This window comes from Arthrobacter sp. AG1021, from assembly GCF_003633665.1.
Classification (GTDB): Bacteria; Actinomycetota; Actinomycetes; order Actinomycetales; family Micrococcaceae; genus Glutamicibacter; species Glutamicibacter soli.
In genome coordinates this window covers 635,968-661,004 of the sequence record NZ_RBLB01000006.1, presented here as the reverse complement: position 1 = coordinate 661,004, position 25,037 = coordinate 635,968, and the positions used below count along the sequence as shown (strand labels likewise).

24 protein-coding genes, 7 tRNA genes and 1 riboswitch are annotated in these 25,037 nt (G+C 67.8%); of the genes, 21 read left to right on the top strand and 10 right to left on the bottom strand.

Annotated elements, in window-relative coordinates:
- Window positions 1-101: 101 nt before the first annotated feature.
- The 7 genes from ribD to DFO58_RS03260 all read right to left on the bottom strand — a co-directional run bounded on the left by ribD (window position 102) and on the right by DFO58_RS03260 (window position 6,803).
- Window positions 102-1,142 (bottom strand): bifunctional diaminohydroxyphosphoribosylaminopyrimidine deaminase/5-amino-6-(5-phosphoribosylamino)uracil reductase RibD, encoded by a 1,041-nt coding sequence (gene ribD / locus DFO58_RS03290; RefSeq protein WP_120989273.1) that lies wholly within the window; start codon window positions 1,140-1,142, stop codon window positions 102-104.
- A 5-nt stretch (window positions 1,143-1,147) separates the two neighbouring features.
- Window positions 1,148-1,849, bottom strand: coding sequence for a nicotinamide riboside transporter PnuC (gene pnuC, locus DFO58_RS03285; protein ID WP_047119405.1), 702 nt, complete (start codon window positions 1,847-1,849; stop codon window positions 1,148-1,150).
- A 121-nt stretch (window positions 1,850-1,970) separates the two neighbouring features.
- Window positions 1,971-2,108: riboswitch (FMN riboswitch) on the bottom strand.
- Window positions 2,109-2,149: 41 nt separating this feature from the next.
- Entirely contained in the window at window positions 2,150-2,812 is a 663-nt protein-coding gene (gene rpe, locus DFO58_RS03280) for a ribulose-phosphate 3-epimerase (protein ID WP_053798341.1), read from the bottom strand.
- Window positions 2,813-2,908: 96 nt separating this feature from the next.
- Window positions 2,909-4,471 carry a transcription antitermination factor NusB gene (locus tag DFO58_RS03275; RefSeq protein ID WP_047119407.1) on the bottom strand — a complete coding sequence of 521 codons (1,563 nt, stop codon included), beginning with the start codon at window positions 4,469-4,471 and terminating at the stop codon, window positions 2,909-2,911.
- Complete coding sequence (gene fmt / locus DFO58_RS03270) at window positions 4,468-5,400, bottom strand: methionyl-tRNA formyltransferase (protein ID WP_047119408.1); 933 nt, start codon at window positions 5,398-5,400, stop codon at window positions 4,468-4,470. The genes DFO58_RS03275 and fmt overlap by 4 nt, the downstream gene beginning before the upstream one ends.
- 3 nt (window positions 5,401-5,403) lie before the next feature.
- On the bottom strand, window positions 5,404-5,967 hold the full coding sequence (gene def / locus DFO58_RS03265; RefSeq protein WP_047119409.1) for a peptide deformylase: 564 nt from the start codon (window positions 5,965-5,967) through the stop codon (window positions 5,404-5,406).
- 86 nt (window positions 5,968-6,053) lie between these two features.
- Complete coding sequence (locus DFO58_RS03260) at window positions 6,054-6,803, bottom strand: cytochrome (protein WP_286163464.1); 750 nt, start codon at window positions 6,801-6,803, stop codon at window positions 6,054-6,056.
- A gap of 294 nt (window positions 6,804-7,097) precedes the next feature.
- Here DFO58_RS03260 and DFO58_RS03255 point away from each other — a divergent pair.
- From DFO58_RS03255 to DFO58_RS03215, 9 genes are all read left to right on the top strand, one after another.
- Window positions 7,098-7,170, top strand: a tRNA-Gly gene (locus DFO58_RS03255).
- Window positions 7,171-7,224: 54 nt separating this feature from the next.
- Window positions 7,225-7,295: transfer RNA gene (locus DFO58_RS03250), tRNA-Cys, on the top strand.
- A gap of 26 nt (window positions 7,296-7,321) precedes the next feature.
- Window positions 7,322-7,393 (top strand) — tRNA-Val (locus DFO58_RS03245).
- Window positions 7,394-7,439: 46 nt separating this feature from the next.
- Window positions 7,440-7,515: transfer RNA gene (locus DFO58_RS03240), tRNA-Gly, on the top strand.
- A 52-nt stretch (window positions 7,516-7,567) separates the two neighbouring features.
- A tRNA-Val gene (locus DFO58_RS03235) sits at window positions 7,568-7,639 on the top strand.
- Window positions 7,640-7,661: 22 nt separating this feature from the next.
- Window positions 7,662-7,737: transfer RNA gene (locus tag DFO58_RS03230), tRNA-Gly, on the top strand.
- Between the two features lie 18 nt (window positions 7,738-7,755).
- A tRNA-Gly gene (locus tag DFO58_RS03225) sits at window positions 7,756-7,828 on the top strand.
- A 217-nt stretch (window positions 7,829-8,045) separates the two neighbouring features.
- Window positions 8,046-8,264 (top strand): antitoxin, encoded by a 219-nt coding sequence (locus tag DFO58_RS03220; RefSeq protein WP_047119410.1) that lies wholly within the window; start codon window positions 8,046-8,048, stop codon window positions 8,262-8,264.
- 171 nt (window positions 8,265-8,435) lie between these two features.
- Window positions 8,436-9,626, top strand: coding sequence for a benzoate/H(+) symporter BenE family transporter (locus DFO58_RS03215; protein WP_120989271.1), 1,191 nt, complete (start codon window positions 8,436-8,438; stop codon window positions 9,624-9,626).
- A gap of 21 nt (window positions 9,627-9,647) precedes the next feature.
- Here the strand turns inward: DFO58_RS03215 and zapE are convergent, their stop codons facing one another.
- The gene (gene zapE / locus DFO58_RS03210; protein ID WP_120989270.1) at window positions 9,648-10,688 is read right to left on the bottom strand and encodes a cell division protein ZapE; all 1,041 of its coding nucleotides are present in this window, start codon (window positions 10,686-10,688) and stop codon (window positions 9,648-9,650) included.
- A 209-nt stretch (window positions 10,689-10,897) separates the two neighbouring features.
- Here zapE and DFO58_RS03205 point away from each other — a divergent pair, with 209 nt between their 5' ends.
- From DFO58_RS03205 to ybaK, 3 genes are read left to right on the top strand one after another with little or no spacing between them, the layout of a single operon-like run.
- On the top strand, window positions 10,898-11,812 hold the full coding sequence (locus DFO58_RS03205; RefSeq protein WP_120989269.1) for a sulfurtransferase: 915 nt from the start codon (window positions 10,898-10,900) through the stop codon (window positions 11,810-11,812).
- Window positions 11,809-12,249, top strand: coding sequence for a SufE family protein (locus DFO58_RS03200; RefSeq protein WP_120989268.1), 441 nt, complete (start codon window positions 11,809-11,811; stop codon window positions 12,247-12,249). The genes DFO58_RS03205 and DFO58_RS03200 overlap by 4 nt, the downstream gene beginning before the upstream one ends.
- Before the next feature lie 39 nt (window positions 12,250-12,288).
- On the top strand, window positions 12,289-12,792 hold the full coding sequence (gene ybaK / locus DFO58_RS03195; protein ID WP_047119415.1) for a Cys-tRNA(Pro) deacylase: 504 nt from the start codon (window positions 12,289-12,291) through the stop codon (window positions 12,790-12,792).
- Window positions 12,793-12,813: 21 nt separating this feature from the next.
- On the opposite strand, the gene DFO58_RS03190 is transcribed toward ybaK, so the two are convergent.
- The gene (locus DFO58_RS03190; RefSeq protein WP_047119416.1) at window positions 12,814-14,037 is read right to left on the bottom strand and encodes an alpha/beta fold hydrolase; all 1,224 of its coding nucleotides are present in this window, start codon (window positions 14,035-14,037) and stop codon (window positions 12,814-12,816) included.
- A 61-nt stretch (window positions 14,038-14,098) separates the two neighbouring features.
- On the opposite strand from DFO58_RS03190, the gene msrB reads away from it, so the two are divergent.
- The 8 genes from msrB to DFO58_RS03150 all read left to right on the top strand — a co-directional run bounded on the left by msrB (window position 14,099) and on the right by DFO58_RS03150 (window position 23,705).
- Window positions 14,099-14,521 (top strand): peptide-methionine (R)-S-oxide reductase MsrB, encoded by a 423-nt coding sequence (gene msrB, locus DFO58_RS03185; RefSeq protein ID WP_047119417.1) that lies wholly within the window; start codon window positions 14,099-14,101, stop codon window positions 14,519-14,521.
- 148 nt (window positions 14,522-14,669) lie between these two features.
- Entirely contained in the window at window positions 14,670-16,055 is a 1,386-nt protein-coding gene (locus DFO58_RS03180; protein WP_047119418.1) for a DUF6421 family protein, read from the top strand.
- 38 nt (window positions 16,056-16,093) lie between these two features.
- Complete coding sequence (locus DFO58_RS03175; protein ID WP_082344788.1) at window positions 16,094-16,840, top strand: SDR family oxidoreductase; 747 nt, start codon at window positions 16,094-16,096, stop codon at window positions 16,838-16,840.
- Between the two features lie 149 nt (window positions 16,841-16,989).
- Window positions 16,990-18,051 carry a low specificity L-threonine aldolase gene (locus tag DFO58_RS03170; RefSeq protein WP_047119420.1) on the top strand — a complete coding sequence of 354 codons (1,062 nt, stop codon included), beginning with the start codon at window positions 16,990-16,992 and terminating at the stop codon, window positions 18,049-18,051.
- 77 nt (window positions 18,052-18,128) lie between these two features.
- The gene (locus DFO58_RS03165) at window positions 18,129-18,767 is read left to right on the top strand and encodes a DUF3000 domain-containing protein (protein ID WP_047119421.1); all 639 of its coding nucleotides are present in this window, start codon (window positions 18,129-18,131) and stop codon (window positions 18,765-18,767) included.
- 38 nt (window positions 18,768-18,805) lie between these two features.
- A complete protein-coding gene (locus DFO58_RS03160; protein ID WP_120989267.1) occupies window positions 18,806-20,053 on the top strand; it encodes an HRDC domain-containing protein in 1,248 nt (415 codons plus the stop codon).
- Between the two features lie 304 nt (window positions 20,054-20,357).
- A complete protein-coding gene (locus DFO58_RS03155) occupies window positions 20,358-21,566 on the top strand; it encodes an acetyl-CoA C-acyltransferase (RefSeq protein ID WP_047120778.1) in 1,209 nt (402 codons plus the stop codon).
- Window positions 21,567-21,578: 12 nt separating this feature from the next.
- A complete protein-coding gene (locus tag DFO58_RS03150; RefSeq protein ID WP_120989266.1) occupies window positions 21,579-23,705 on the top strand; it encodes a 3-hydroxyacyl-CoA dehydrogenase NAD-binding domain-containing protein in 2,127 nt (708 codons plus the stop codon).
- A gap of 84 nt (window positions 23,706-23,789) precedes the next feature.
- Here DFO58_RS03150 and DFO58_RS03145 read toward each other — a convergent pair whose 3' ends face one another.
- Entirely contained in the window at window positions 23,790-24,368 is a 579-nt protein-coding gene (locus DFO58_RS03145) for a dihydrofolate reductase family protein (RefSeq protein ID WP_120989265.1), read from the bottom strand.
- A 134-nt stretch (window positions 24,369-24,502) separates the two neighbouring features.
- Between DFO58_RS03145 and DFO58_RS03140 the strand changes: the two genes are divergently transcribed.
- Window positions 24,503-24,976, top strand: coding sequence for a Rieske (2Fe-2S) protein (locus DFO58_RS03140; RefSeq protein WP_120989264.1), 474 nt, complete (start codon window positions 24,503-24,505; stop codon window positions 24,974-24,976).
- Window positions 24,977-25,037 lie beyond the last annotated feature (61 nt).

The following is a 25,037-nucleotide window of genomic DNA, read 5'->3' as shown; positions in this document are numbered from 1 at the left end:
TGGTGGTTTCCTTAGTCTGAAGTGCGTGGGACCGCTGGTTTTCGGGTGCGGCAAAGCCGCCGCTCGGGCCGCGGTGGTGGTGCGGGAGTGCTGGATGGCGCCTAGTTGTCCGGCAGCGGTTCCAGGTGCAGCATGATGTCGGGGCCGAGCCGGGCCAGCGTTTCGCCGCTGAAGGCGTCGATCCGGTAGGCGCGCGCGTCACTCAAGGTGCGGGTGGCGGCGATGTTCACCGAACAGTCCCCGGCGCCGATGATGACCGGTGCCTGGTAGCAGTAGATCTCGTCCGCGAGGTCGGCGGCGATGAAGGCCGAGGCGACGGTGGCGCCGCCCTCGATCAGCAGGTGCCCGTAGCCCAGCTCGCTCGCGCGGGCGATCAGCTCGTGCACCTCGCGGGTGCGCACCTGTTCCCAGTGCTCGTCGTAGGCCAGGGCCAGGGTTCCGGGCAGTTCACGGCGGCCCATGACCAGACGGTGCGGCTGGCGCGGCAGCGCGGTGCCGTCGGCGGCGCGGGCGTTCAGCCGCGGGTCGTCGTGCACCACGGTGTTGGTGCCGACCACGATCGCGTCCACCCGGGCGCGCAGCGCGTGGGCGTGCGCCCGGGACTGCGCTGAGGTGATCCACTGGCTGGTGCCGTCCGGAGCGTTGATGCGCCCGTCCAGGGACTGGGCGGTCTTGACCGTGATGAACGGGCGGCCCTGTTCCTTGGCGCGGATCCAGCGGTGGTTCAGCTCGCGGATCGCGGAGGCCTCGCGCGCCTGGCTGACCTTCACGCCGGCGGCGGAAAGGTAGTCCGCTCCCCCGCTGGCGGCGGTGTCGTCGGCCTGCCCGTAGTGCACCGCGCCGAGGCCCGCCTGGGCGATGGCCGCCGCGCAGGGACCGGTGCGCCCGGTGTGGTTGCACGGCTCCAGGGTGACGACCATGGTCAGCGTGGCGGCGCGTTCGCGGGAGATCCGGCCCAGGCGGCGCAGCGCGTCGATCTCCGCGTGCGGGCTGCCGGCGCCCTGGTGGTAGCCGGTGGCGATCAGCGAACCGTTCTCGTCCAGGATGCAGGCGCCGACCAGCGGGTTGGCGCCGCGGTGTCCCCGGCGGGCGGTTTCCAGCGCGGTTTCAAGTGCCGCGTCGAGCTGCTGTTCGGTGGCCATGGCGGTTACCGCTTGGACTGCAGGGTCGGGTCGGGCAGCTCGGTTTCCACCGCCGGCTTGTCGCCCTTCTTGGCCCGGGCCCAGACGAAGAAGCCGATCAGCGTGAAGGCGCCGTAGAACAGGTACATGAACGCGCTGGCGTAGTAGCCGGCGGAGAACAGCAGCGGCACGCCGACCGCGTCGACCGCGACCCAGATCAGCCAGAACTCGACCCAGCCCTTGGCCATGCCGAAGGTCGCCAGCAGCGATCCGACGAAGGTCCACGCGTCGGCCCAGACCGGCTCGTAGGAGCCGAGGATGCGGAACAGCGGGGTGAGCGCCACGGTGCCCAGCACCAGCGTGGCGGCCAGGCCAAGGCGGATCTTGTTCGAGGCCCAGACGGGGGTGACGGCGCTGCCGCTGCCGTCGCGGGCCTGCTTCCAGCGGTACCAGCCGAAGATCGAGACCGAGATGAACATGATCTGGCGGCCAGCCTGGCCCCAGAGGTTCGCGGCGTAGTCGGTGTCGAACAGGCTGCCGAGGAATACTGTCAGCAGCAGCAGGTTGCCGACGATGCCGACCGGCCAGGCCCAGACCTTGCGGCGCATGCCGCCCACGGCGCTGGCCAAGCCGAAGATGTTGCCGACAACCTCGCGCACCAGCAGTGCCGAGGAACCTACCGCAATTTGTGAATTAAAAGCTTCAATGAGCCACCGCAGGAAATCCATCTTTCCACCCTTCTCGAAGCGGCGGCTCCGGGGGGGGTGTGCATTTGATGGACCTGCGGCATGGGCCGAAGAATACGGCTCCGCTCAGGGAACCGCCGGCACTACCGCAAGGCAAATCAAATTCGTGCTTCTCCCATCCAGACTTTAACTGTCGGTACCGGAATTCCACCGGCTCAACCGCTTCCTCGGCTTGTGGCCTTGGACGCGGGTCGCGGACTATCACCGCCGGTTCGGACTTTCACCGACCCCGGAGCACGTATTTACGTTTACATTCGTTATTGTTGCATACTTTGTGGCGCTTCAGTGCGCACCCAGCGCAAGATTGCGTAATACGTCGATTTCCACCGACGGCTCCGGCGAAGCGTACACCGCGGACCCGGCGACGAACACGTCGGCCCCGGCTTCCGCGGCGCGCAGGATGGTGTCGCGCGAGACGCCGCCGTCGATCTGCAGGGCGATGGGTTTACCGGAGCCGTCGATGGCGGCGCGGGCGCGGCGGATCTTGGGCAGCACCAGGTCCAGGAACTTCTGGCCGCCGAAACCCGGTTCGACGGTCATCAGCAGCAGCATGTCCAGCTCGCCGAGCATGTCCAGGTAGGGCTCGATCGACGTGGCCGGGCGCAGCGCCATGGCGGCCTTGGAACCGGCGGCGCGCAGCTCGCGGGCCAGCCGGATCGGCGCAGCGGAGGCCTCCACGTGGAAGGTCACCGAGTCAACACCCAGCTGAGCGTATTCCGGGGCCCAGCGGTCGGCGTCCTCGATCATCAGGTGCACGTCGATGGGCAGCTCGCTGACCTTGTGCAGCGCCTCGACCACCGGCTTGCCCAGGGTCAGGTTGGGCACGAAGTGGTTGTCCATGACATCCACGTGCACGCCGTCGGCGGTGTGGATGCGCTGCAGCTCGCGCTCCAGGTTGGCGAAGTCGGCGGAGAGGATCGAGGGGTGGATGCGCGCGGTGCTCAACGGTGGCTCCTTGGGTTCGGGCAGGGGCTGGATACTTCTCAAGCCAATACTGCCAGCGTCCGGGCGGACGCTGGCAGTTGGTGACGCGGCGCGGCCTTATTCGGCCGGGGCGGCCTTGGTCAGCAGCGCCATGAACATCGCGTCGGTGCCGTGCAGGTGCGGCCACAGCTGCGCGGTGGAGCCCTCGCCCAGCGCGTGGCCGGCGGCCGGTGCGTCCTGGTACATCACCTTGGCGACCTCGGCGCCGGTGTCCAGCAGCTTGGCCTGCGGGGTGCGCTTGAGGAAGTCCTCCACCACCAGGCGGGTTTCGGCCTGGTGCGGCGAGCAGGTCACGAAGCCGACTACCCCGCCCACGCGCACGGCGCGGAAGGCGGCGTCCAGCAGCTCGCCCTGCAGGGCGGTGAGCTCCGGGATATCGCGCGGGGCCTTGCGCCAGCGCGATTCGGGGCGGCGGCGCAGCGCGCCCAGGCCGGAGCAGGGGGCGTCGACCATGATGCGGTCGTAGTCCCCGGCGTAGTCTTCCCCGCCGTAGGCGCGGCCGTCCTGCTGGGTGACCATCCAGTAGTCGTGCGGCACCGCGTCCATGGAGTTCTCCACCAGGCGGGCTCGGTGGGCGGTGGGCTCGTTGGCGGTCAGCCGGGCGTCGCGCTGCACGGCCAGCGCGCCGAGCAGGGCCGCCTTGCCGCCGGGGCCGGCGCACAGATCCAGCCAGTAGCGGTCGTCGCCGGCTTCCGGCAGCTCCACGTTGGCCAGGGCGCGGGCCATGACCTGGCTTCCGGCGTCCTGCACGCGCACGGTGCCTTCGCGCACCCCGGGGACCCGGGCCACGTCGCCGTGCTTGTAGGTGGCCGAATCGGCCAGCAGGGTGCCGGGTTCCGCGCCGGATTCCAGCGCGCCGGACAGGTCGCCGAGCCCAGGCAGGGCCACCAGGTTGACCACCGGGGCGGCGTTGTCGGCTTCCAGCAGCGCTGCCAGCTCGCCGGCGTCGCGGCCGTGGGCGATCAGCGCGCCGCGCAGCGCGCGCACGATCCAGTCCGGGTGGGAGTGCTCGATGGCCAGCTTCGCGGCGTCGCCCTCCGCGGCGGCGGTGAGCTGCTCGATCCATTCGCCGGCCTCGCGTTCGCTCACGCGGCGCAGCACGGCGTTGATCAGCCCCGAGGGGCCGGCGCCGATCTGCGCGCGGGCCAGGGACACGGTCTCGTCCAGGGCGGCGTGCTTCGGCACGCGCATGGCAAGCAGCTGGTGGGCGCCCAGGCGCAGCGCGTCCAGGATCGCCGGGTCCAGCTCGGCCAGCGGGCGGTCGACCAGCGTGGTGAGGATCGCGTCGTACAGCCCCTGGCCGCGCAGCGCGCCGTAAGCCAGTTCGGTGGCGAAGCCCGCGTCGCGGCGGTCCAGCTGGTATTCGCGGATCAGCTTGGGCAGCACCAGGTTGGCGTAGGCATCCGCGCCGGACACCTCGCGCAGGGTCTTGAAAGCGACCAGGCGGGCCGGGTCGGCGCTGCGCTTGCGCTGGCCGGGGGCGGCTTGCGAGTACTGGCGCGGGCGCCCGCCCTGGCCGCGGTTGCGGGTGCGCCCGGCCTCGTTGCGGCGCTGGCCGTCGCCGTGCTCCGCGCCGCGGCGCCCTGGGCGGGAATTCCCGCGCTGTTCGTTCGCGCTCATGCGAAGCTCACTTCCGTTCCCTGGGTCAGCATGCCGCGGGCCCAGTCTGAGGCGTTCATCATCTTCTTGCCCGGGGGCTGGATCATTGTCGGTTCAAGGGCCCAGGTGGCGGTGCCGATGAGCACTGTGGGCTGCTTGCCCGGTTCGATGCGCAGCTGCCCGGGAGCCAGGCCGGCCACGTCGCGGCGTTCGCGCAGCGGGCCGAACTTGTAGCGCTGGCCCCCCACCGCGCACCAGGCGCCGGGGAACGGGGTGGTGCCGTGGGCGCGGCGGCGGATCTCGGTGGCCGGGCGGGTGAAGTCCAGCTGCGCGTCCTCGTCGGTGATCTTCGGCGCGTAGGTGTGCGACCCGGTCTGAGGGACCGCGACTGCCTGGCCGGCGTCCAGCGCCTGCAGGGTCTGCACCAGCAGCATCGAGCCGGAGGCGCTGAGCCGTTCCAGCATCACTCCGGCGGTATCCAGCTCGTTGACCACCTCGGTGACCTGGCCGAAGACCGGGCCGGTGTCCAGCCCGGTTTCCAGCTGGAAGGTCACCGCGCCGATGATGTCGTCGCCGTTGATGATGGAGTGCTGCACCGGGGCGGCGCCGCGCCAGTTCGGCAGCAGCGAGAAGTGCAGGTTGATCCAGCCGTGGCGCGGGACCAAGAGCGCGGCTTCCGGGACCAGCCCGCCGAAGGCGACGATGGCGGCGGCGTCCAGATCCAGGCCCTGCAGCTGCTCGGTGACCTCGGCGGTGATCTTGGAGGCCTTGATGACCGGCAGGCCGAGCTCCGCGGCGCGGGCGGCAACCGGCGAAGGGGTCAGCACGCGCTTGCGGCCCAGCGGGGCGTCGGGGCGGGTGAGCACGGCGGCGATGTCGAATCCTGCCGCGTGCAGCGAGTCAAGGGAGGTGACGGCGACCTGCGGGGTGCCGGCGAAGAGGATGCGCACGGGCTACTTCCCCAATCCTGCGCCGAAGCTGGAGCCCAGCGATCCGGAGCGCTTGGCGATGGTCTGGTTGGCGGTCTGCGAGTAGCTGGTGGCGCGCAGCTTGCGCCAGGCCGCCTTCTTCTCGTCGGCGGGCAGGCGGTCAAGGAAGAGGATGCCGTCCAGGTGGTCGGTTTCGTGCTGCACGCAGCGCGAGAGCATGCCTTCGCCTTCGAGCACCAGCGGGGTGCCGAACTTGTCGAAGCCGGTGGCGCGCACATGGCGGCGGCGCGGGACCGGGGCAGCGATGCCGGGGATGGACAGGCAGCCTTCGACCTGGTCCTCCTGGAAGTCATCGCTCAGCTCGAGCACCGGGTTGATGATGTGCCCGCGCTCCTCGCCGATCTGGTAGGTGAAGACGCGCAGCGATACGCCGACCTGCGGCGCGGCCAGGCCGGCGCCGTCGACGTTTTCCATGGTCTGGTCCATGTCCTCGACCAGCTTTTGGATTTCCGGTCCGAACTCGGTCACCTCCTGCGCTGGGGTGCGAAGGACGGGATCACCGATGATCCGAATTCCCAAAATTGCCATAGTTCTTCAAACTGCCTTCTGTTGTTTTCAGCGGATCGCCCGGTCCAGCCGCGCCAGACCCAAGCCCATCCAGTCTACGCGGTCGATCACGGCTGGCGCTGAGGTGGTGGAGTGATTTCCACCAGCGTGGCCCGTGACCTGGCGATCCTGTAGGACGCCTCCCAGTTGCGGCGCAGCGCGTAGAACTTGGCCCAGTAGTCGGGCATGGCGGCCGCAGGCGCCATGAAGGTGCGGCTGCCGGTGGGGCCCAGGGCCACCGCCAGCAGCATGGTGTCAGCACCATACGGCCACGGCTCCCACTGCCCGGCCTCCGCGTCGGCGACCCGCTCCTCGGCCTTGCAGGCGGCGGCAAGCTGCATGATCACCTTGTCGTCGGGCCGCTTGACGAAGCCGTCGCGGTCGCTGGTCTTTGTTTTGTAGTCGACCAGGCAGTCCCTTCCGCCGATCTTCGCGACCAGGTCGATGGTCCCGGCGTAGCCGATGCTCTCGTTCCACACGGTCACCTCCGCGGCCACCGGCTCCACCCGGTAGTCGCGCCACCAGGATTCAAAGTGGGCGGCGTAGTCCTGTTCGCCATGGGCCTGCAGCAGTTGGCGCGCCGAATCCAGTTCGTGCGGCTGGCCTAGTTCCGCCAGCGCCCACTGCTCTGCATAGTTGTGCACCCGGTCGCCACGTGCGGCCGCCGCATCACGGTAGGACTCCGCCGCGGTAGCCGAATCACGCACGAGCGACCTCATACGGCCGAGCTCGGAGATGGACGCGGCAAGCCGGGCATCCTCGGATAAGGACTTGGCTGCCATGTAGCCCGCCCAACCGGTGAGGTCGACATGGTCCATACCAATGATTGTCGTAATCGATGGAACCGTTGCCTCGCCGCCGACCCGGCGGCTGTACATGCGGCCATGATCGGTCTGAATCGCTAGTTTCGGTGACGTCATATACACGATGATTGCACCGCAGGTGGACACTTCGCCCCTAGTCGCCGCGCGTTTAGGAATTATTCCCCGTAATTCCGCGGGTTTTGGGCTTTGTGAACCAGATCTCAGCCTTTCGATTTGGAAGCTTGGGAAAACTCGTATAGAGTTTTTACTCGTTGGAAAGAACGAAAACGTTCCAACAACAACCATTTTGCGGACATAGCTCAGCTGGTAGAGCGCAACCTTGCCAAGGTTGAGGTCGCGAGTTCGAACCTCGTTGTCCGCTCGCAAAAAGATGCACCGACTAGGTAAAACTAGTGACCTGGCTTCGGCCGGATTTGGTGGGGTGGCCGAGAGGCGAGGCAGCGGCCTGCAAAGCCGTATACGCGGGTTCGAATCCCGTCCCCACCTCGCAATGAAGATTGCTCATCTTTTTTGCGCGATTGGCGCAGCGGTAGCGCGCTTCCCTGACACGGAAGAGGTCACTGGTTCGATCCCAGTATCGCGCACGGAACTCGTAGTCCACCAGATTACGGATTTCATAACTAAATATATGCGGTCATAGCTCAGCTGGTAGAGCGCAACCTTGCCAAGGTTGAGGTCGCGAGTTCGAACCTCGTTGACCGCTCCAAGAATTCATCGGTAAAATGATAATTCTGTCGGGATTCTTCATTGAATCTTCGGCGCGATTGGCGCAGCGGTAGCGCGCTTCCCTGACACGGAAGAGGTCACTGGTTCGATCCCAGTATCGCGCACTGGATACAGTTCAGTGTCCATGCGGTCATAGCTCAGCTGGTAGAGCGCAACCTTGCCAAGGTTGAGGTCGCGAGTTCGAACCTCGTTGACCGCTCCATAACTTCATATAGATCCTGCGGTCATAGCTCAGCTGGTAGAGCGCAACCTTGCCAAGGTTGAGGTCGCGAGTTCGAACCTCGTTGACCGCTCCGAAAAACTTGGGACCCACACATCAGTGTGGGTCCCAAGTTTCTTTCTCAGCTAAAACTGTTAGTAGTTTCCTGCTCAGCGGGCACTTCCGTGGCTTCGATCTGGCCCTGAAACATATTTGTTCGCCGTGTGAACTACCCAACGCGAAGGCTGCACCCTATGATGGGACGCAGGAGTTGAGGGCAAGAGGCCCTCCGTGTTGAAGGGAGGTGTCCATTGGCAGGTTTTAACGAGCTAAAGGGCAAGGTCGAAGGACTGGCACTGAAAGCCGGAGAATTCGCGAGCCAGAACTCTGACAAGATTTCAGACGGCATCGACAAGGCCGGGGACTTCATCGACCGCAAGACCGGCGGCAAGTACGCCGACAAGGTCGATGGCGTTCAGGATGGAGCCAAGAACTTCCTGGGCAACCTCGGAAACAAGGATCAGGCCTAACGTCCAGTCGTTAGAGCTTTGGCCTTACCCTAGGCACGTAGGAAAGCGCCACCCCAGCGGGTGGCGCTTTTCTACGTTTCCGGGCAGGTTGCCCGCTCCTGCCGATCCCACATCTTGGTCGGCGGATCGCCGCAATTTCCCACCCGGCTCGCGAACCGATAGAAACTAAGCATGGAAAGCAACATCATCAGCCGTCCGCGTCTGCCACGCGAAGCCGTGCTCGCCGGGTTCATCACCACCATGGTCGGGTTCACGTCGTCTTTCGCAGTGGTCATCACCGGGCTGCTGCAGGCGGGAGCAAGCCCCTCACAGGCATCCTCCGGCCTGCTCGCGCTGACTTTCCTAGTGGGAGTAGCCTCTCTGGTACTGTCCCTGAAGCACCGGCTGCCGATCACCGTTGCCTGGTCCACACCGGGCGCGGCGCTGCTGGCAAGCCTGGCTGCGGGCAGTTTCAGTTTCGCCGAATCCGTCGGCGCATTCATTATCAGCGGCGTGCTGATCATGCTCACCGGGCTCATCCCGGTGCTGCACCGGCTGCTGACTTCGATTCCCGTGCCGATCGCCCAGGGAATGCTGGCCGGCGTGCTGATTCCGCTGTGCCTCAAGCCCTTCACCGCGCTGGGCAGCATCCCGGTGGCGGCGGTGCTGATCCTGGCGGTGTTCCTGGCGGGGCTGCGTTTCCTGCCGCGTTATGCGGTGGCCCTGAGCATGCTCGGCGCTGTGGGGTGCGGACTGTTCTCGATCGGCGCTTCCCATTCCTGGGCGCAGATCGAGGTACTTCCGACGCTGGAATTCGTGGCGCCGGAGTTTTCCTGGCAGGCGGTGGCGAGCATCAGCCTGCCGCTGTTCATCGTGACCATGGCCTCGCAGAACATCCCGGGCGTGGCAGTGATGTCGTCCTTCGGGTTCCGCACCCCGTGGCGTTCGAGCATGCTGTCCACCGGGTTCGGGAGCGCCGCCGGCGCCTTCTTCGGCGGCCATGCGATTAATCTGGCGGCGATTTCCGCCGCCCTGTCCGCCGGCGAGTCCGGTGGCAAGGATCCCGGGCAGCGGTGGAAGGCCTCGGCCTCCTCCGGGGTGTTCTACCTGGTGTTCGCGCTGGGATCGGCGCTGGTCGCCTCGCTGGCGACGCTCTCCCCCGCCGGGTTGTTCGAGGCCGCTGCGGGCCTGGCCCTGCTGGCGACCTTGGCCAATGCGATGCTCGGGGCCATGAAGGAGCCTCGCTGGCAGCTCAGCGCCCTGGCCACGATGCTCGTGGCCGCGGCGAACGTGACGCTGTTCGGTATCGGCGGGGCGTTCTGGGCGTTGGTGATCGGCCTGTTAATACACGTCATCGCCGAGCAGGTGACTGCCCGGCGATGAGCTGGAAGTGCGGGGCGCGGTTTAGAGCGCCGCTTCGCCGATCTGGCCTTCGCGGGCCAGCGCGGTGAGGCGCGAGACAGCGCGGAAGTACTTCTTCTGGTAGCCGCCGGCCATCATTTCCGGGGTGAACAGCTCGCTGAACGGCTTGCCCGAGGCAACGATCGGCACATCCTTGTCGTAGAGGCGGTCGGCGAGCACCACGAAGCGCAGCGCGATGGCCTGGTCCGTGATGGTGTCGACGTTGTGCAGCACCAGCACGTCGGTTTCCGAGAGCAGCTGCCGGTAGCGCGAGGGGTGGACCTTGGACAGGTGGGCCACCAGGTCCGCGAAGTTGTCCACGGCCAGGGTCTTATCCGGGTAGCGTTCGGCGGCGAAGGATTCGATGGCGGAGTCCTCCAGCGGCTGCGGGGCTTCGGGCAGGCCGCGGTGGCGGAAGTCCTCGCCCTCCACGCGGTGCACGTCGAACTGCTCGGAGAGGGTCTTGATTTCGCGCTGGAAGTCCACCGCGGCGAAGCGGCCCTCGCCCAGCGCGCCGGGCAGGGTGTTGGAGGTCGCGGCAAGCTTCACCCCGGCGTCGGACAGCTCGCGCATGAGGCGGGACATCAGCACGGTGTCCCCCGGGTCGTCAAGCTCGAATTCGTCGATGCAGACCAGCGAGTACTGGCTGAGCACGTCGACTGTCTGGCGGAAGGACAGCGCGCCGACCAGGTTGGTGTACTCCACGAAGGTGCCGAAGGCCTTGCGGCCGGGAGCGGCGTGCCACAGCGAGGCGAGCAGGTGGGTCTTGCCCACGCCGAAGCCGCCGTCGAGGTAGATGCCGTTCTTGGTTTCCTTCTTCTTCCCGAACAGCTTGCCCAGGAAGGAGCCCGAGGAGCTCTTGCCCACCGATTCGGCGAAGCTGGTGAGCTTGTGGACCGCCTCGGTCTGCGAAGGCTGGTTCGGGTCCGGGCGGTAGGTATTGAAGGACACCTCACCGAAGCGGTATGACGGATGGAATCCGGCGAGCAGCTCGTCGATCGACAGCTGCGGGATGGTTTCGCTCAGGTGGGTGATCGTCGCCATGGGCTTCGGGGATCCTTCGGTTGAATGCGGTGATGTGCGGGCGGCCCGCGGGCGGCCCGTCGGCCAGTTTACCTTGAATGACCCGCAGAAACGGTGAAATGTCGCACCCCACACAGTGCCGGGGCGCTCGGAGCACTAGGCTAGAAGCAGAGCAAGCGATCGGCGGGGGTCTCCCGCCGCCCCGATACCGTCAAGGAACGTGATAGAAAATGCCTTTGCCCGTTGAGTCCAACGAGAAGTATGCAGCGTATGCCCATCCTGAACGGCTGGTCTCCACGCAGTGGGTCGCGGACAACCTGGGCGCCGAGAACCTGGTGGTGCTGGAGTCCGACGAGGACATCCTGCTGTACTCCACCGGGCATGTGCCGGGCGCGCTGAAGATCGACTGGCACACCGAGCTGAATGACGAGGTCACCCGCGACTACGTCGACGGCGAGGGCTTCGCGGCGCTGATGCAGGCCAAGGGCATCAGCCGTGAGAGCACCGTGGTGATCTACGGCGACAAGTCGAACTGGTGGGCTGCCTACGCGCTGTGGGTCTTCACCCTGTTCGGCCACGAAGATGTGCGCCTGATGGACGGCGGACGCGACAAGTGGATCGCCGAGGGCCGCGAGCTGAGCACGCAGAAGCCGACGGTCTCCCCGTCGCAGTACCCGGTGATCGAGCGTTCGGACGAGGCAATCCGCGCCTTCCTGCCGCAGGTGCTGGAGCACCTGGGCAACCCGCTGATCGACGTGCGCTCCGCCGAGGAGTACACCGGCGAACGCACCCACATGCCGAACTACCCGGAGGAGGGCGCGCTGCGCGGCGGGCACATCCCGAGCGCCGCGTCGGTGCCGTGGGCCCGCGCCGCCGCCGAGGACGGCACCTTCCGCTCCCGCGCCGAGCTCGAAGCGATCTACCTGGACGAGGCCGGGCTGAAGCCGGGCGACGACGTGGTGGCGTACTGCCGCATCGGCGAACGCTCAAGCCACACCTGGTTCGTGCTCAAGCACCTGCTGGGCTTCGAGTCCGTGCGCAACTACGACGGCTCGTGGACCGAATGGGGCAACGCCGTGGGCGTGCCGATCGTCCGCGGCGCCGAGCAGGGCGAGGTTCCAGCCAAGCGCGGGGTGCGCGCATGAGCACGATTCCCGCAGAACTGGCCGAAATCATCGAGGAATTCACCGAGGTGCCCGAGGCCGACCGTCTGGAGCTGCTGCTGGAGTACTCCCGCGAGCTGCCCGAGCTGCCCGAGCGCCTGGTCGAGCACCCGGAGCTGTTCGAGCAGGTGGTCGAATGCCAGTCGCCGCTGTTCCTGGTGGTGGAGGTATCCGCCGCGGACGCGAACCCGGTGAGCCTGTTCTTCTCCGCTCCTCCCGAGGCGCCGACCACCCGTGGTTTCGCCTCGGTGCTGGCCGCCGGGCTGGACGGCAAGGACGCCGCCGCGATCCTGGCGGTGCCCGACGACATGCCGCAGCAGCTGGGACTGACCCGCGCGCTCTCGCCGCTGCGCATGCGCGGCATGACCGCCATGCTGGGCCGCATCAAGCGCCAGATCGCCGAACAGCTCGCCGCCTAGGCGCGGCGCAACATACCGCGCAGGAAGGTTCAAACGCCCGTGGGCAAGAAGAAACACGCCGCCTCCACCCCGGCCACCGCGGCCCTGGATGCCGCCGGGATCGGCTACGTGGCGCACAGCTACACGCACAGCGACTCGGCAGAAAGCTACGGCGGCGAAGCGGCCGAACAGCTCGGGGTGCCCGGCGCCCGGGTGTTCAAGACGCTGATGGTCGCCACCGGCGCCACCGCGGCCCAGGACCTGGCCGTCGCGGTGGTGCCGGTGGACAGCATGCTGGATCTCAAGGCGGTCGGCGCGGCGCTGGGCACCAAGAAGGTGCAGATGGCCGACAAGGCCGCCGCCCAGCGGCGCAGCGGCTATGTGCTGGGCGGGATCTCCCCGTTCGGGCAGCGCCAGCACTCCAGCACCGTGATCGACGACAGCGCACTGCAGTTCGAGACGGTGTTCATCTCCGGCGGGCGCCGCGGCTTCAGCCTGGAGATCGCCCCGCAGGATGCCGCGAAGGCCACCGGCGCCATCTGGGCGTCGATCGCCGCCGGCTAGGCGGTCCGGCGCGGCGGTCGGCTACCTCGCCGTATATGCGTTGATCCGCGCGGCGAGGAAGTCACTGACCGCTTGCGTGAATCCGTCCGGATCCACGTTCGGCTCCCTGGTATGCCCGGCCAGGGTGAAGGTCTTCAGGCTGACCAGGTCCGGGCGCAGCGCGGCGAGCTTCAGGCTCGGCCCGTTGGGCACGAACTGGTCGTCCCTGCTATGCATGAGCAGGATCGGGTGGGACAGCTCCTCGGCCCGGTCCACCCAATTCAGCCGCTTCAGGTTCACCGGGGCGGCCTGGCCGGTGATCCAGCGCCCGGCCTCGTTGGACAGCAGCCACTGGCCGAAGCGCCCGACCGACTGCGGGATCTTGTTCGCCCGCGCCTGGTGGGAGAGCACGTCGACCCAGTTGATCACCGGGCCTACCAGCATCAGCGAATCCACCCGGTCGGCCAAGTCCGAGCGGTCGGCCATCTGCAGACTGATCGCCCCGCCCATCGACCAGCCCAGCAAGATGACCTGCCGCGCGCCGCGCGAGGTCGCGAAGTGGACCGCGGCTTCGACATCCAGCCATTCGGTGTCTCCCAGCCCGTAGCGCCCATCGGGGGCGGTCGGTGCCAGTCCGTCGTTGCGGTAGCTCATCAACAAGGTGCTCACCCCGGCCTTGGCCAGAGCGGGCAGCGCGCGGATGGATTCGGTGCGGCGGGCCCCGCGCCCGTGCACCCCGATCACCCAGACGTCCTGGTGGCTGGTCCCGGGCACCAGCCAGGCCGGTCCGTCGCCCACGTCGAGGCTGACGCTCACGTCCTCGGCCTCGAAGCCCAGGTCCGAGGGGTGCTCGTACATCGCCCCGGAGAGGTAGCCGCGCTTGACCCCGTCCAGGGTGCCGCGGTAGACCTGCTCGATCTGCCGGGCCACGATCTTCGGTTTGCCCGCGACATCCTGCGGAGCCGACAAACGCACCGCGCAGGCATCGAATTCGGCCAGGAAGGTGCACCCGCCGGGTTCGGCGGTCTCCGCGTCGCGGGCCAGATGCATCCACAATTTGCCCTGCGCGTCGGTGGTAATCTCGCGGATGACCGCGTTCGAGGCGCGCCGCTCCTCCGGGGTGACCACGCGCCGGGCGAAGTACCCGGCCAGCGCGGAAACGCTGGCGGCCACCAGCGAACCTGCCGCGACTCCCAGACCGGCGCCGATCAGGGTCGCGGGAACTGTCTTGCGTGGTTCGAGCTTGTCGACGATTTTCCGAGCCATGTTTTCATCTTTGCAGATGGCGTGTTGGGAATCATCACGCCCCGGAGGTAGTTTCCTAAGTATGAACGAAAACCAGAACACCGAAGACCGGAACCCCGCCGAGATCGATTGGCGCCAGGTTCTCTCCCCCGAAGAATTCCACGTCCTGCGGCAGGCCGGCACCGAACGCCCGTTCACCGGCGAATACTGGGACACGACGACCGAGGGCGTGTATTCCTGCCGTGCCTGCGGCTCCGAACTGTTCGCCAGCACCACCAAGTTCGACGCCGGCTGCGGCTGGCCCTCGTTCTTCGCACCGCTGGCCGAAGACCGCGTCCGCTACATCACCGACGAGTCGATGGGGATGAAGCGTGTGGAGGTGCGCTGCGCCAACTGCGATTCGCACATGGGCCACGTGTTCGAGGGCGAGGGCTTCGGAACCCCGACCGACCTGCGGTACTGCATGAATTCGCTGAGCTTGAAGCTGCGCGAAACGCAGGGCTAAACAGTGCTCAGCGTGAAGCAACGCAAGTCACCCCAAGAATAAGCATTACTTATTCACCGAGGAGTCAGGATTACTTTTCCTTTCGATGGGCGTAGCGTTCTAGTCAAGCAACTGAACGCTGCCCTACCGAAGAAGAAGGTGTATCTCAATGACCCAGATTTCCGCAGAACCACGGCCAACCAGCCCCTCCGACGCCCGCCGCATCGCCGAGTCCGACGCATGGCTTGGACTCAAGGCCGCCGCCAGTGAATTCCAGGGTCTGCAGCTCAAGGACGGCTCCGTGGCCGAGCCCGAGCAGCGCGTCCGCGCCGGCGAGCTGGTCGACACGATCGTCGACTCCATCCAGACCCTGCGCGGCTTCTTCGCCCACGAGGCCGACTACCTGGACAAGCTCGTCGCAGACCTGAGGCGCTGGGCCGAGCAGGGCTTCGGCGTGCCGGACTTCCTCGATTCGCTCATGGAATTCCAGCCGCAGACCCAGCGCGTGGACGGGCTGATGCACCTGGTGCTCTTCCCGATGTACACCCAGAACGGATCCACCAACCGCCACCTCGAAGCGGTGCTGGTCCAGGTGATCTGGCCCGAGTTCATTTCGCAGCTCGAGGCCGGCGAGTACTCGAACAAGCTGTTCGTGCCGCTGCGCTTCATCGACTTCACCGCCGGCTACGACACCAACTCCGCGGTGCTCTTCCCGGAGTCGGTCGCGATCCGCGAGACCCCGTCGTTCACCTGGGGCGCGATCTTCCAGGACCGCGAGGCCGCGCGCTTCCGCAAGGTACTCAAGGCCGCCGCGCAGATCACCAACCTCGAACTGCCGGACGACGCCGCGGCGCTGCTCGAAGACCAGCAGCTGGCCGAAGAGGCGTTCATCATGTGGGACCTGATCCACGACCGCACCCACATGCGCGGGGACCTGCCCTTCGACCCGTTCATGATCAAGCAGCGCATGCCATTCTTCCTGTACTCGCTCGAGGAGCTGCGCTGCGATTTGACCGCGTTCCGCGAATGCATGAAGATCGCCGCCGATCCGAAGGCGGACGACAAGACCGCGAAGATGGCCAAGCTGGTGCAATACGCGGTGATCTTCGACCGGATCTTCCGCTTCGCGATCACCGGTTCGCGCGTGCGCAACTACGACGGCCTGGGCGGCCAGCTGCTGTTCGCCTGGATGCACCAGCACCACGTGCTGCATTGGACCGATACCAAGCTGCGCATCGACTGGGCCGAGGTGCCCGCGGTGGTCGCCGCGCTGGGCGACTCGATCGACGAACTGTACTGGAAGTCCATCGACCGCCCGAAGCTGGCCCACTGGCTGGCCGCCTACGAGCTGGTGTCCGCCACCGTCACCCCGCACCCGGCCTCGGTCTGGGCCAAGGGCCCTCAGGCGCTGCCGCTGACCGCGCCGCTGCGCGAGATCACCGACCAGGTGATGGACGACGAGTTCCCGCTGTCCATGTTCTACGAGGCGCTGTCCAAGAAGATGACCGCGGTCATCGAGTCCACTCGCGGCATGACCGGCGCTGACCGCATCTAGTCGGCCCTTTTCAGGCCCGCTTGATTTAGGCTAGGTACGTGAGCGAACAAACATTGGACCAGAAGCAGCAAGGCCGCAAGGCCCCGGTGGTTCTCATCGCCGGGGCCACCTCGGCATCCGGCATCGCCTGCGCGAAAGCGCTGATGGAGGCGGGAGCCAAGGTGCTGGCCATCGGCAGCGATGCGGATCGGCTGGTGGAGCGCATGCCGCGCGGCGTGCTGCGCTACCAGTGCGATCTTGCCTACCACCCGGCGGTCGAGCACCTGCGCGACACCATCCACGGCCTGCACGGCCCGATCGACGTGCTGCTGCACCTGGTCGGCGGCTGGCGCGGCGGCAAGTCGATCGCCGGGCAGAGCGACGAGGACTGGGATTTCCTGCACGAGTCGGTCATGACCACGCTGCGCAACACGAGCCGCGTGTTCGTCGACGACCTGGTGGCCTCCGAGGCCGGCCGGCTGGCGATCGTCAGCTCCGAATCGGTGCTGAACCCGACCCCCTCCAACGCGAACTACGGCGCCGTCAAGGCCGCCGCGGAGCACTGGGTCAACGCCGTGGCCCGGCTGTTCACCAAGCAGGCTCCGCAGGCCGCGGCCTTCAGCTGGGTGGTCAAGGCGCTCAGCGACAAACCGGCCGACCAGGCGCCCGAGGGGCACACCCCGGTCGAATTCCTGGCCAAGGCCGCGGTGGACGCGCTGCGGACAGACGCCGCGAAGCTCAACGGCACCCGCGTCGCGCTGCCCAAGGCCGGCGCGAAGGCCACGCCTGCGGCGCCCGAGGCCTAGCCCGCGCACGCCTGCCCGCAACCGCTCCCGGCGACGGGCAGGCGTCGTGCCGCCACCGGCGCGGAACACGGCCCACCGGCCGATGCGCCGCGCCCACCATTTTCCCCGGCCCACCGGCCGGCCCCGACCTGCAAAGGACCTCACCCATCATGACCTTCAGCCACGACACGGCACTGCGCGGATTCGCCTCGGACAACTACTCGGGCGTGCACCCGCGGATCCTGGCGGCCATCGAGCGCGCCAACGGCGGCCACCAGATCTCCTACGGCGAGGACCAGTACACCGAGCAGCTCGATGCGCTGGCGCGCGAATTGTTCGGCGAGCAGGCGGCGATCTTCCCTGTGTTCAACGGCACCGGCGCCAATGTCACCGCGCTGCAGTCGCTGCTGCCGCGCTGGGGTGCTGTCATCTGCGCCTCCAGCGCCCACATCAACGTGGACGAGAACGGCGCCCCGGAACGCGTGGGCGGCTTCAAGCTGCTGCAGGTGGACACCCCGGACGGCAAGCTGACCCCTGAATTGATCGACCAGCAGGCCTGGGGCTGGGGCGACGAGCACCGCGCGCAGCCGCTGGCCGTGTCGATCACCCAGGCCACCGAGCTGGGCACGCTGTACACCCCCGAAGAGCTCAAGGCGATCACCGCGCATGCGCACCAGCTGGGCATGAAGGTGCACCTGGACGGCTCGCGGCTGTCCAACGCCGCCGCCTCGCTGGGCGTCCAGCTGCGCGAGCTGACCACCGACGCCGGGGTGGACATCGTCTCGCTGGGCGGCACCAAGAACGGCATGCTGCTGGGCGAGGGCATCCTGACGCTGCGCAGCGAGCTGGCCGCCGACATGAAGTACCTGCGCAAGATGAACATGCAGCTGGGCAGCAAGATGCGCTTCATCTCCGCGCAGCTGATCGAGCTCTACGGCACCGGGCTGTGGCGCGAGCTGGCCGGGCATTCGAACGCCATGGCCGCAAAGCTGGCCGCCGCAGTGCAGCGCATCGACGGCGTGGAACTGGTCTACCCGACCCAGGCCAACGGCGTGTTCGCGCAGCTGCCCACATTGGTCAGCGACGAGCTGCGCCAGCACTTCCGCTTCTACGACTGGGACCGCGCCGCCGGGCAGGTGCGCTGGATGTGCTCCTTCGACACCACCGAGGCCGACGTGGACGCCTTCACCGCGAAGCTCGAAGAACTGATGGGCCAGTTCGCGACCGCCTAGCTTCGAACTCCAGTTGGCCGCGGGCCGACCGGCGCGCCGTACCGCACCAGCGGTGCGGCGCGTTTTAGACTCTGACTGTGACCAATGAACGCCCTGCCGCCGCCACCCCGCCGGCCTTCGCCAAGGCCCTGGACGAGTTGTCCCGCGCCACGGTGCGCAAAGAGCTTCAGTTCACCGAAATCCCGGCCCCCGGACGCCTCGCGCCCTTCGCCCTGGCCCTGAGCGGGGACGTGCTGGAGCACGCCGGCCCCAGCCACGGTCGCCTCGGCAAGGAATTGGGCCGCACCCCGTTCCTGCAGCCGGCCGAGCAGCTGGCCACCGGCCGCTTCATCCTGCTCTACGACCCTGCCGGGCAGCAGCTGTGGAACGGCAAGTTCCGCATCGTCACCTACATCCGCGCCCGGCTCGAGAACGACATGGGGCAGGACTCCATGCTCGCCTCGGTCGCCTGGAGCTGGCTGGAGGACGCGTTGTGCGAACGCGGCGCGGCCTATCATTCGGCCGGCGGCACCGCCACGCGCGTGATCTCCGAATCCTTCGGCAACATGGCCGGGGAGCAGGACCACATCGACATCGAGCTGCGCGCCTCCTGGTCCCCCGAATCCGAAGACCTGGGGGTGCACCTGAGCGCCTGGGCGGACATGGTCTGCACCTTCGCCGGGCTGCCTCCGCTGCCCGAGGGCGTGCAGCAGCTGCCGCGCCGCCGCCTGAGCTAGCGCCGAAGTTCCCCGCGCGGTCTTAGAATGGAATCACCATGAGCAATTCCCAGCCGACCGCACCGTTATCCGCCTCCGACGACTCGCAGCCTTCCGCGCCGCCGCTGATCCCGCTCACCGCGCCGCGCGACGGCGTGCCCGAAGTCATCGACACCCCGCCGGCGCTGCGCCGCGCGGTGCGCGCCCTGCGCGCGGGAACCGGAGACCTGGCGGTGGACACCGAACGCGCCAGCGGCTTCCGCTACGGCCAGCGCGCCTTCCTGATCCAGATCCGCCGCGAAGGCGCCGGCACCTGGTTGATCGATCCGGAAACCCTGGAGGACCTGTCCCCGCTGGTCGAGTTCGCCAACGAGCAGCCATGGATCCTGCACGCCGCCACCCAGGACCTGCCCTGCCTGAACGAGCTGGGCCTGGCCCCGGCCTCGCTGTTCGACACCGAGCTGGCCGGGCGCCTGGCCGGATTCCCGCGCGTCTCGCTGGGCACCATGGTTGCCGAGCTGCTGGGCCTGGCGCTGGCCAAGGAGCACTCCGCCGCCGACTGGTCCACGCGCCCGCTGCCCGAATCCTGGCTGACCTACGCGGCGCTGGACGTCGAGGTGCTCGAAGAGCTGCGCCAGGAGGTCACCGGCGTGCTCGAGGAGCAGGGCAAGCTGGAGTTCGCCCGGCAGGAATTCGCCTTCGAGCTGATTCCGCCGCAGGTCGCCGAGGTGGCCGAGCCGTGGCGCAAGCTCTCGGGCATCCACAAGATCAAGAGCAAACGCAACCTGGCAGTGGCCCGCGAGCTGTGGCTTTCGCGCGAATCGCTGGCCAAGAGCCGCGATGTCGCCCCGGGCAGGCTGCTGCCGGACCGCGCCATCATGGCGGCGATCGAGCACCGGGCCAACTCGGTGCCGGCGCTGCTGCAGATCCCCGGTTTCCACGGGCGCAGCGTGAAGCGCGACGCCCCGCGCTGGCTGGATGCGGTGCGGCGCGGCCGCAGCACCCGCGACCTGCCCGAGCTGCGCACTGATAAGACCGGGCTGCCCAACCCGCGCGCCTGGAGCGAGAAGAACCCGAAGGCCGCGGACCGGCTGGCCGCCGCCAAGCTGGTGGTGACCGAGGTCAGCGAGGCCTGGAACATCCCCGCCGAAAACCTGCTGACCCCCAAGTTCCTGCGCGAACTGTGCTGGACTCCCCCGGAGGTGCTCAGCGAGGGCTCCATCGACGAGGCCCTGAGCGCGCTGGGCGCCCGCCCGTGGCAGCGCGAGCTGCTGGCCGGCAAGCTGGCCGCCGCGATGAAGGCCTAGCCGAAATTCGGGTTCACCTTCGCCCGGCCTGTGAACCGCACCGTTGCATACCGCTGCCGCATGCAGCACCCTGCCGCCGAGCCCTCGGCGCGGGTGCCGCATGCGGCTTTTGCGTCCCCTGCGGCCCCGATGCCGGCCAGCCGGCGGGATCTCCACTTGCGCTAAAAGTTACTCATGAGTAACGTATGAGGCAGGTCACTGTGACGGTGGCCACTGCCGGGCCCCTCCGGCAGGCAGAACCTACCCCGCAAGGAGCCCGCCGGTGAGTGCCAACACCACGACCGAGCACGAGAACGCAAGCAGAATGCTCGATGACCGCGACGTCGTCTTCATCGACGGGGTCCGCACCCCGTTCGGCCGCGCCGGCGAGAAGGGCATCTACCACGGCACCCGCGCCGACGACCTGGCAGTGAAGGCCGTGCGCGGCCTGCTGGAGCGCAACCCGCAGGTGCCGGCCGAGAAGATCGACGAGGTCTCGCTGGCGGCCACCACGCAGACCGGCGACCAGGGCCTGACCATCGGGCGCACCGTGGCGCTGCTCTCCGGCATCCCGCAGTCGGTGCCCGGCTACGCGATCGACCGCATGTGCGCCGGCGCGATGACCGCGGTGACCTCCACGGCCGGCGGCATCGCCTTCGGTGCCTACGACCTGGTCATCGCCGGCGGCGTGGAGCACATGGGCAACCACCCGATGGGCGCCGGGGCCGATCCGAACCCGCGCTTCGTATCCGAGCGCATCGTCGACCCGCAGGCGCTGAACATGGGCAACACCGCGGAGAACCTCCACGACCGCTTCCCCGCGATCACCAAGGAACGCGCCGACCGCTACGCGGTGGCCTCGCAGGCCAAGCTCGCCGCCGCCTACCAGAACCAGCAGATCCAGCCTGACCTGGTCTCCGTGGCCGCCAAGCGCCCGGGCGAAGGCTGGGCGGTGCACCGCGTGGACGAGCCGCCGCGCCCGGGAACCACCATGGAATCGCTGAGCGAACTGCGCACCCCCTTCCGCGCCCACGGCCGGGTCACCGCCGGCAATGCGGCAGGCCTGAACGACGGCGCCACCGCCGCGCTGCTGGCCAGCGGCCAAGCCGTGCGCGAGCTGGGGCTGGCCCCGAAGATGCGCCTGGTCTCCTTCGCCTTCGCCGGCGTCGCGCCGGACGTGATGGGCTACGGCCCGGTCCCCGCCACCGAGAAGGCACTGGCCAAGGCCGGGCTGGAGATTCAGGACATCGGATTATTCGAGATCAACGAGGCCTTCGCCGTGCAGGTGCTCTCCTTCCTTGACTACTACGGCATCGACCAGGAGGACCCGCGGGTGAACCGCTACGGCGGCGCCATCGCCGTCGGCCACCCGCTGGCCTCCTCCGGGGTGCGGCTGATGACCCAGCTGGCCCGCCAGTTCTCCGAGGACCACTCGGTACGCTACGGGATCACCACCATGTGCATCGGCCTGGGCATGGGCGGCACCGTCATCTGGGAAAACCCGAACCACCCCGACTTCGGCAGCAAGGCCTAAAGGAGCAGAACCATGACCGCAGCAACTTCACAGAACTTCTCGGACGTCGCCGAGCTCATGCGCGACGAGACCGTCACCCACTCGCTGGTCTCCGACGTCCTGCTGCCCAGCGGCAAGGTGCTGGCCCTGCTGACCCTGGACAACGGGCTGGACCACCGCAAGCCGACCACGCTGGGCCCCAACGGGCTGATCGAGCTGCGCGCCGCGCTGGAAACCCAGGCCGAGCGCGCCAAGGCCGGGGCGATCCACGCGCTGGCCATCACCGGCAAGCCGCACTTCCTGATCGCCGGCGCGGATTTGTCCGCGGTCACCCGGCTGCGCTCCCCCGAGCAGGGCAGCGCCATGGCCTCCCTGGGCCACCACGCCTACGACCTGCTAGCCGACCTGGGTGTGCCGACCTTCGCCTTCGTCAACGGACTGGCCCTGGGCGGAGGCCTGGAGATTGCGCTGGCCTGCACCTACCGCACCGTCAGCACCGCCGCCGGCGCGCTGGGCCTGCCCGAGGCGTTCCTCGGACTGATTCCGGGCTGGGCCGGCGTCTACCGCCTGCCGCGCCTGGTGGGCCCGGAGAACGCACTGAAGGTCATGATCGAGAACCCGCTGAACAACAACAAGACCCTCTCCGGGCCTGCCGCCTACAAGATGGGTGTAGCCGATGCCCTGTTCGAGCCGGCGGACTTCATCGAGCATTCGGTCGCGTTCGTCGACAGCGTGCTCACCGGAGAGAGCGAGGTGCGACGCCCCAACGCGGTGGACCCGCGCGATCCCGAGGTGGCCCGTCGCTGGCTGGAGGCCGCGGATGCCGCACAGGCGTTCGTCGACGCGAAGCTGCACGGCGCCGCCCCCGCCCCGTCCAAGGTGCTGGAGGTCTTCCGCCAGGGCCTGACCCTGACCCAGCCCGAATCGGCGCAGCTGGAAATCCAGGCGCTGACCGAGCTGATGGGCAGCAGGCAGTTCCAGAACACCGTCTACGCCTTCTTCGACCTGGTGCAGAAGCGCGGCAAGCGCCCGGCCGGAGCGCCCGACGCCAAGCTGGCCCGCCCGGTGACCAAGGTCGGCATCGTCGGAGCCGGGCTGATGGCCAGCCAGCTGGCGCTGCTGTTCGTGCGCCGGCTGAACGTGCCGGTGGTCATCACCGACCTTGACCATTCGCGCATCGACAAGGGACTGGGCTACATCCACGGCGAGATCGACAAGCTGCATGCCAAGGGCCGGATGAGCCAGGACGCGGTCAACCGCGCCAAGGCGCTGGTCTCCGGCTCGGTCTCCAAGGAGGGCTTCGCCGACGCGGACTTCGTCATCGAGGCGGTCTTCGAGGAGCTGGGCGTGAAGAAGCAGGTCTTCGCCGAGGTCGAGGCGGTCGTCTCCCCCGAGTGCGTGCTGGCCACCAATACCTCCTCGCTCTCGGTCACCGAGATGGGCCGGGACCTGATGCACCCCGAACGCCTGGTGGGCTTCCACTTCTTCAACCCGGTGGCTCTCATGCCGCTGCTGGAGATCGCCGCCACCGAATGGACCAGCGACACCGCGCTGTCCACCGCGTTCGTGCTGGGCAAGGCGCTGAGGAAAACCACCGTGCTCGCCCAGGATGCGGCGGCGTTTGTGGTCAACCGCGTGCTGCTGCGCCTGCTCAGCGAGGTCCAGGCGGCCTTTGACGAAGGCACAGACGCCAAGACCGCGGACAACGCCCTGTCCAGCATGGGCCTGCCGATGACCCCGTTCACCCTGCTGTCGATGGTCGGGCTGCCTGTGGCCCAGCATGTCACCGAATCCCTGCACGCCGCCTTCGGCGACCGTTTCGCGGTGTCGCAGAACCTGCAGAAGCTGATCGACGCGAAGGTCACCTCGCTGTGGGTCTCCGACGAGCAGGGCGGCCAGGTGCTGAACCCGGCAGCGGCGCAGGTCATCATGCAAGGAAGCAACCCGTCAAGTGCGGAGCAGATCCTGGCTCGGGTCCAGGACGCGCTGGCCCAGGAGATCGGCTTGCTGATCTCCGAGGGTGTGGTGGCCGAAGCGGCCGACGTGGACCTGTGCATGATCACCGGCGCGGGCTGGCCGATGCACCTGGGCGGCATCACTCCGTACCTCGACCAGGTCGGCGCCTCCGAACGCGTCAACGGAGCAAAGTTCAACAACTGACCAGGCGCATCACGGCGGGGTCCTCGGCGGCGGCATGCGCCGGCCGAGGGCCCCGCCGTCGTGTTCTGCAACTGGAGGGAAGCGCTAGGCCCGCTCGTACTGCGCCAGCACGACCCCGGATTCGAAGGCCTGCACGGAGGTGCTGCGCCAGGGCTGCGGCTGGTAGGAGCGGTCGCCGAACAGCCGGATGCCGCCGCCGAAGGTCACCGGGTTGATCTTCAGCGCCAGCTGGTCGATCTCCTCGGCCAGTGCGGCGGCCAGCGAGCCGCCGCCGCACAGCCAGATGTCCTTGCCGTCTTCCTTTTTCAGTTCGCGCACCAGCTGCACCGGATCCCGGTCCGTGAACAGCACGTCCTGGCTGCCTTCCGGGCCCTGCCGTCCGTGCGTGAACACGACCTGGCGAAGGTGGGCGTAGGGGCTGGCCAGATGCTGGTCGGGCATCCCGACCGCGTAGGTGTTCCATCCCATCAGCACGGTGTCGAAGGGCCCGTCCTGGATTGGGATACCCACGGCTTCGGCCAGGACGGTGGGCACGGTGCCGCGGAACTGCTCGCCGATGGCTTGCATGTGGTCCCCCTCGGCGAGGAACGCGTCGAATTCCCCTGCCGGTCCGGCGATGAATCCATCCAGGCTTACCGCCACGTAGTAGGTCAAGGTGCGCATGGGTTCTCCTCGGCTCGGGGTCCTTCTCCGCTGGCATTGGCGAATTCGCCCACTCTACAGAGATACGGCGTCCGGAAACAGGGTATGGTGCGCCTTCTTGGCGACGTCACAGATAATTCTGCAACAATGAAGCCATGACTGACTTCGCCCGACCAGCCCGCCGCACGTTCATGTGCGCCTCCGCCGCGATCGGTTCGGCAGCCCTGCTGACCGCCTGCGGCAACGGAGAATCAGCGGTTGAAACCCCAGAGGCCAATTCCATCCCCGAACCGAGCGGCGAAGGCCAGGTGCTGATGCCGGTCTCGGACCTGCCGGTCGGCTCGCGCGCCTCGGCGCCGGCCACCTACCCGGACGGCAGCGCGACCGCGGTCATGGTGTTCCGCCCGGATGAGAAGACCGTGCTGGCCTACTCGAACAAGTGCACCCACCAGGGCTGCGCGCTGACGCCGAAGTCGCAGGACGAGAACTTCTACTGCGGCTGCCATGGCTCGAAGTTCGCCCCGAAAGACGGCACCGTGGTGGCCGGCCCGGCCAAGGCGGCGCTGCCGCGCTACGCCGCGGAAATCAAGGACAAGAACATCGTCGTCTACGTCACCGCCGACGCATAGATCCCTGCTGGTTTGCTGTCGCTTAAAGCGCCATGCGGCGGACTCCCCGATTCAGGGGTTC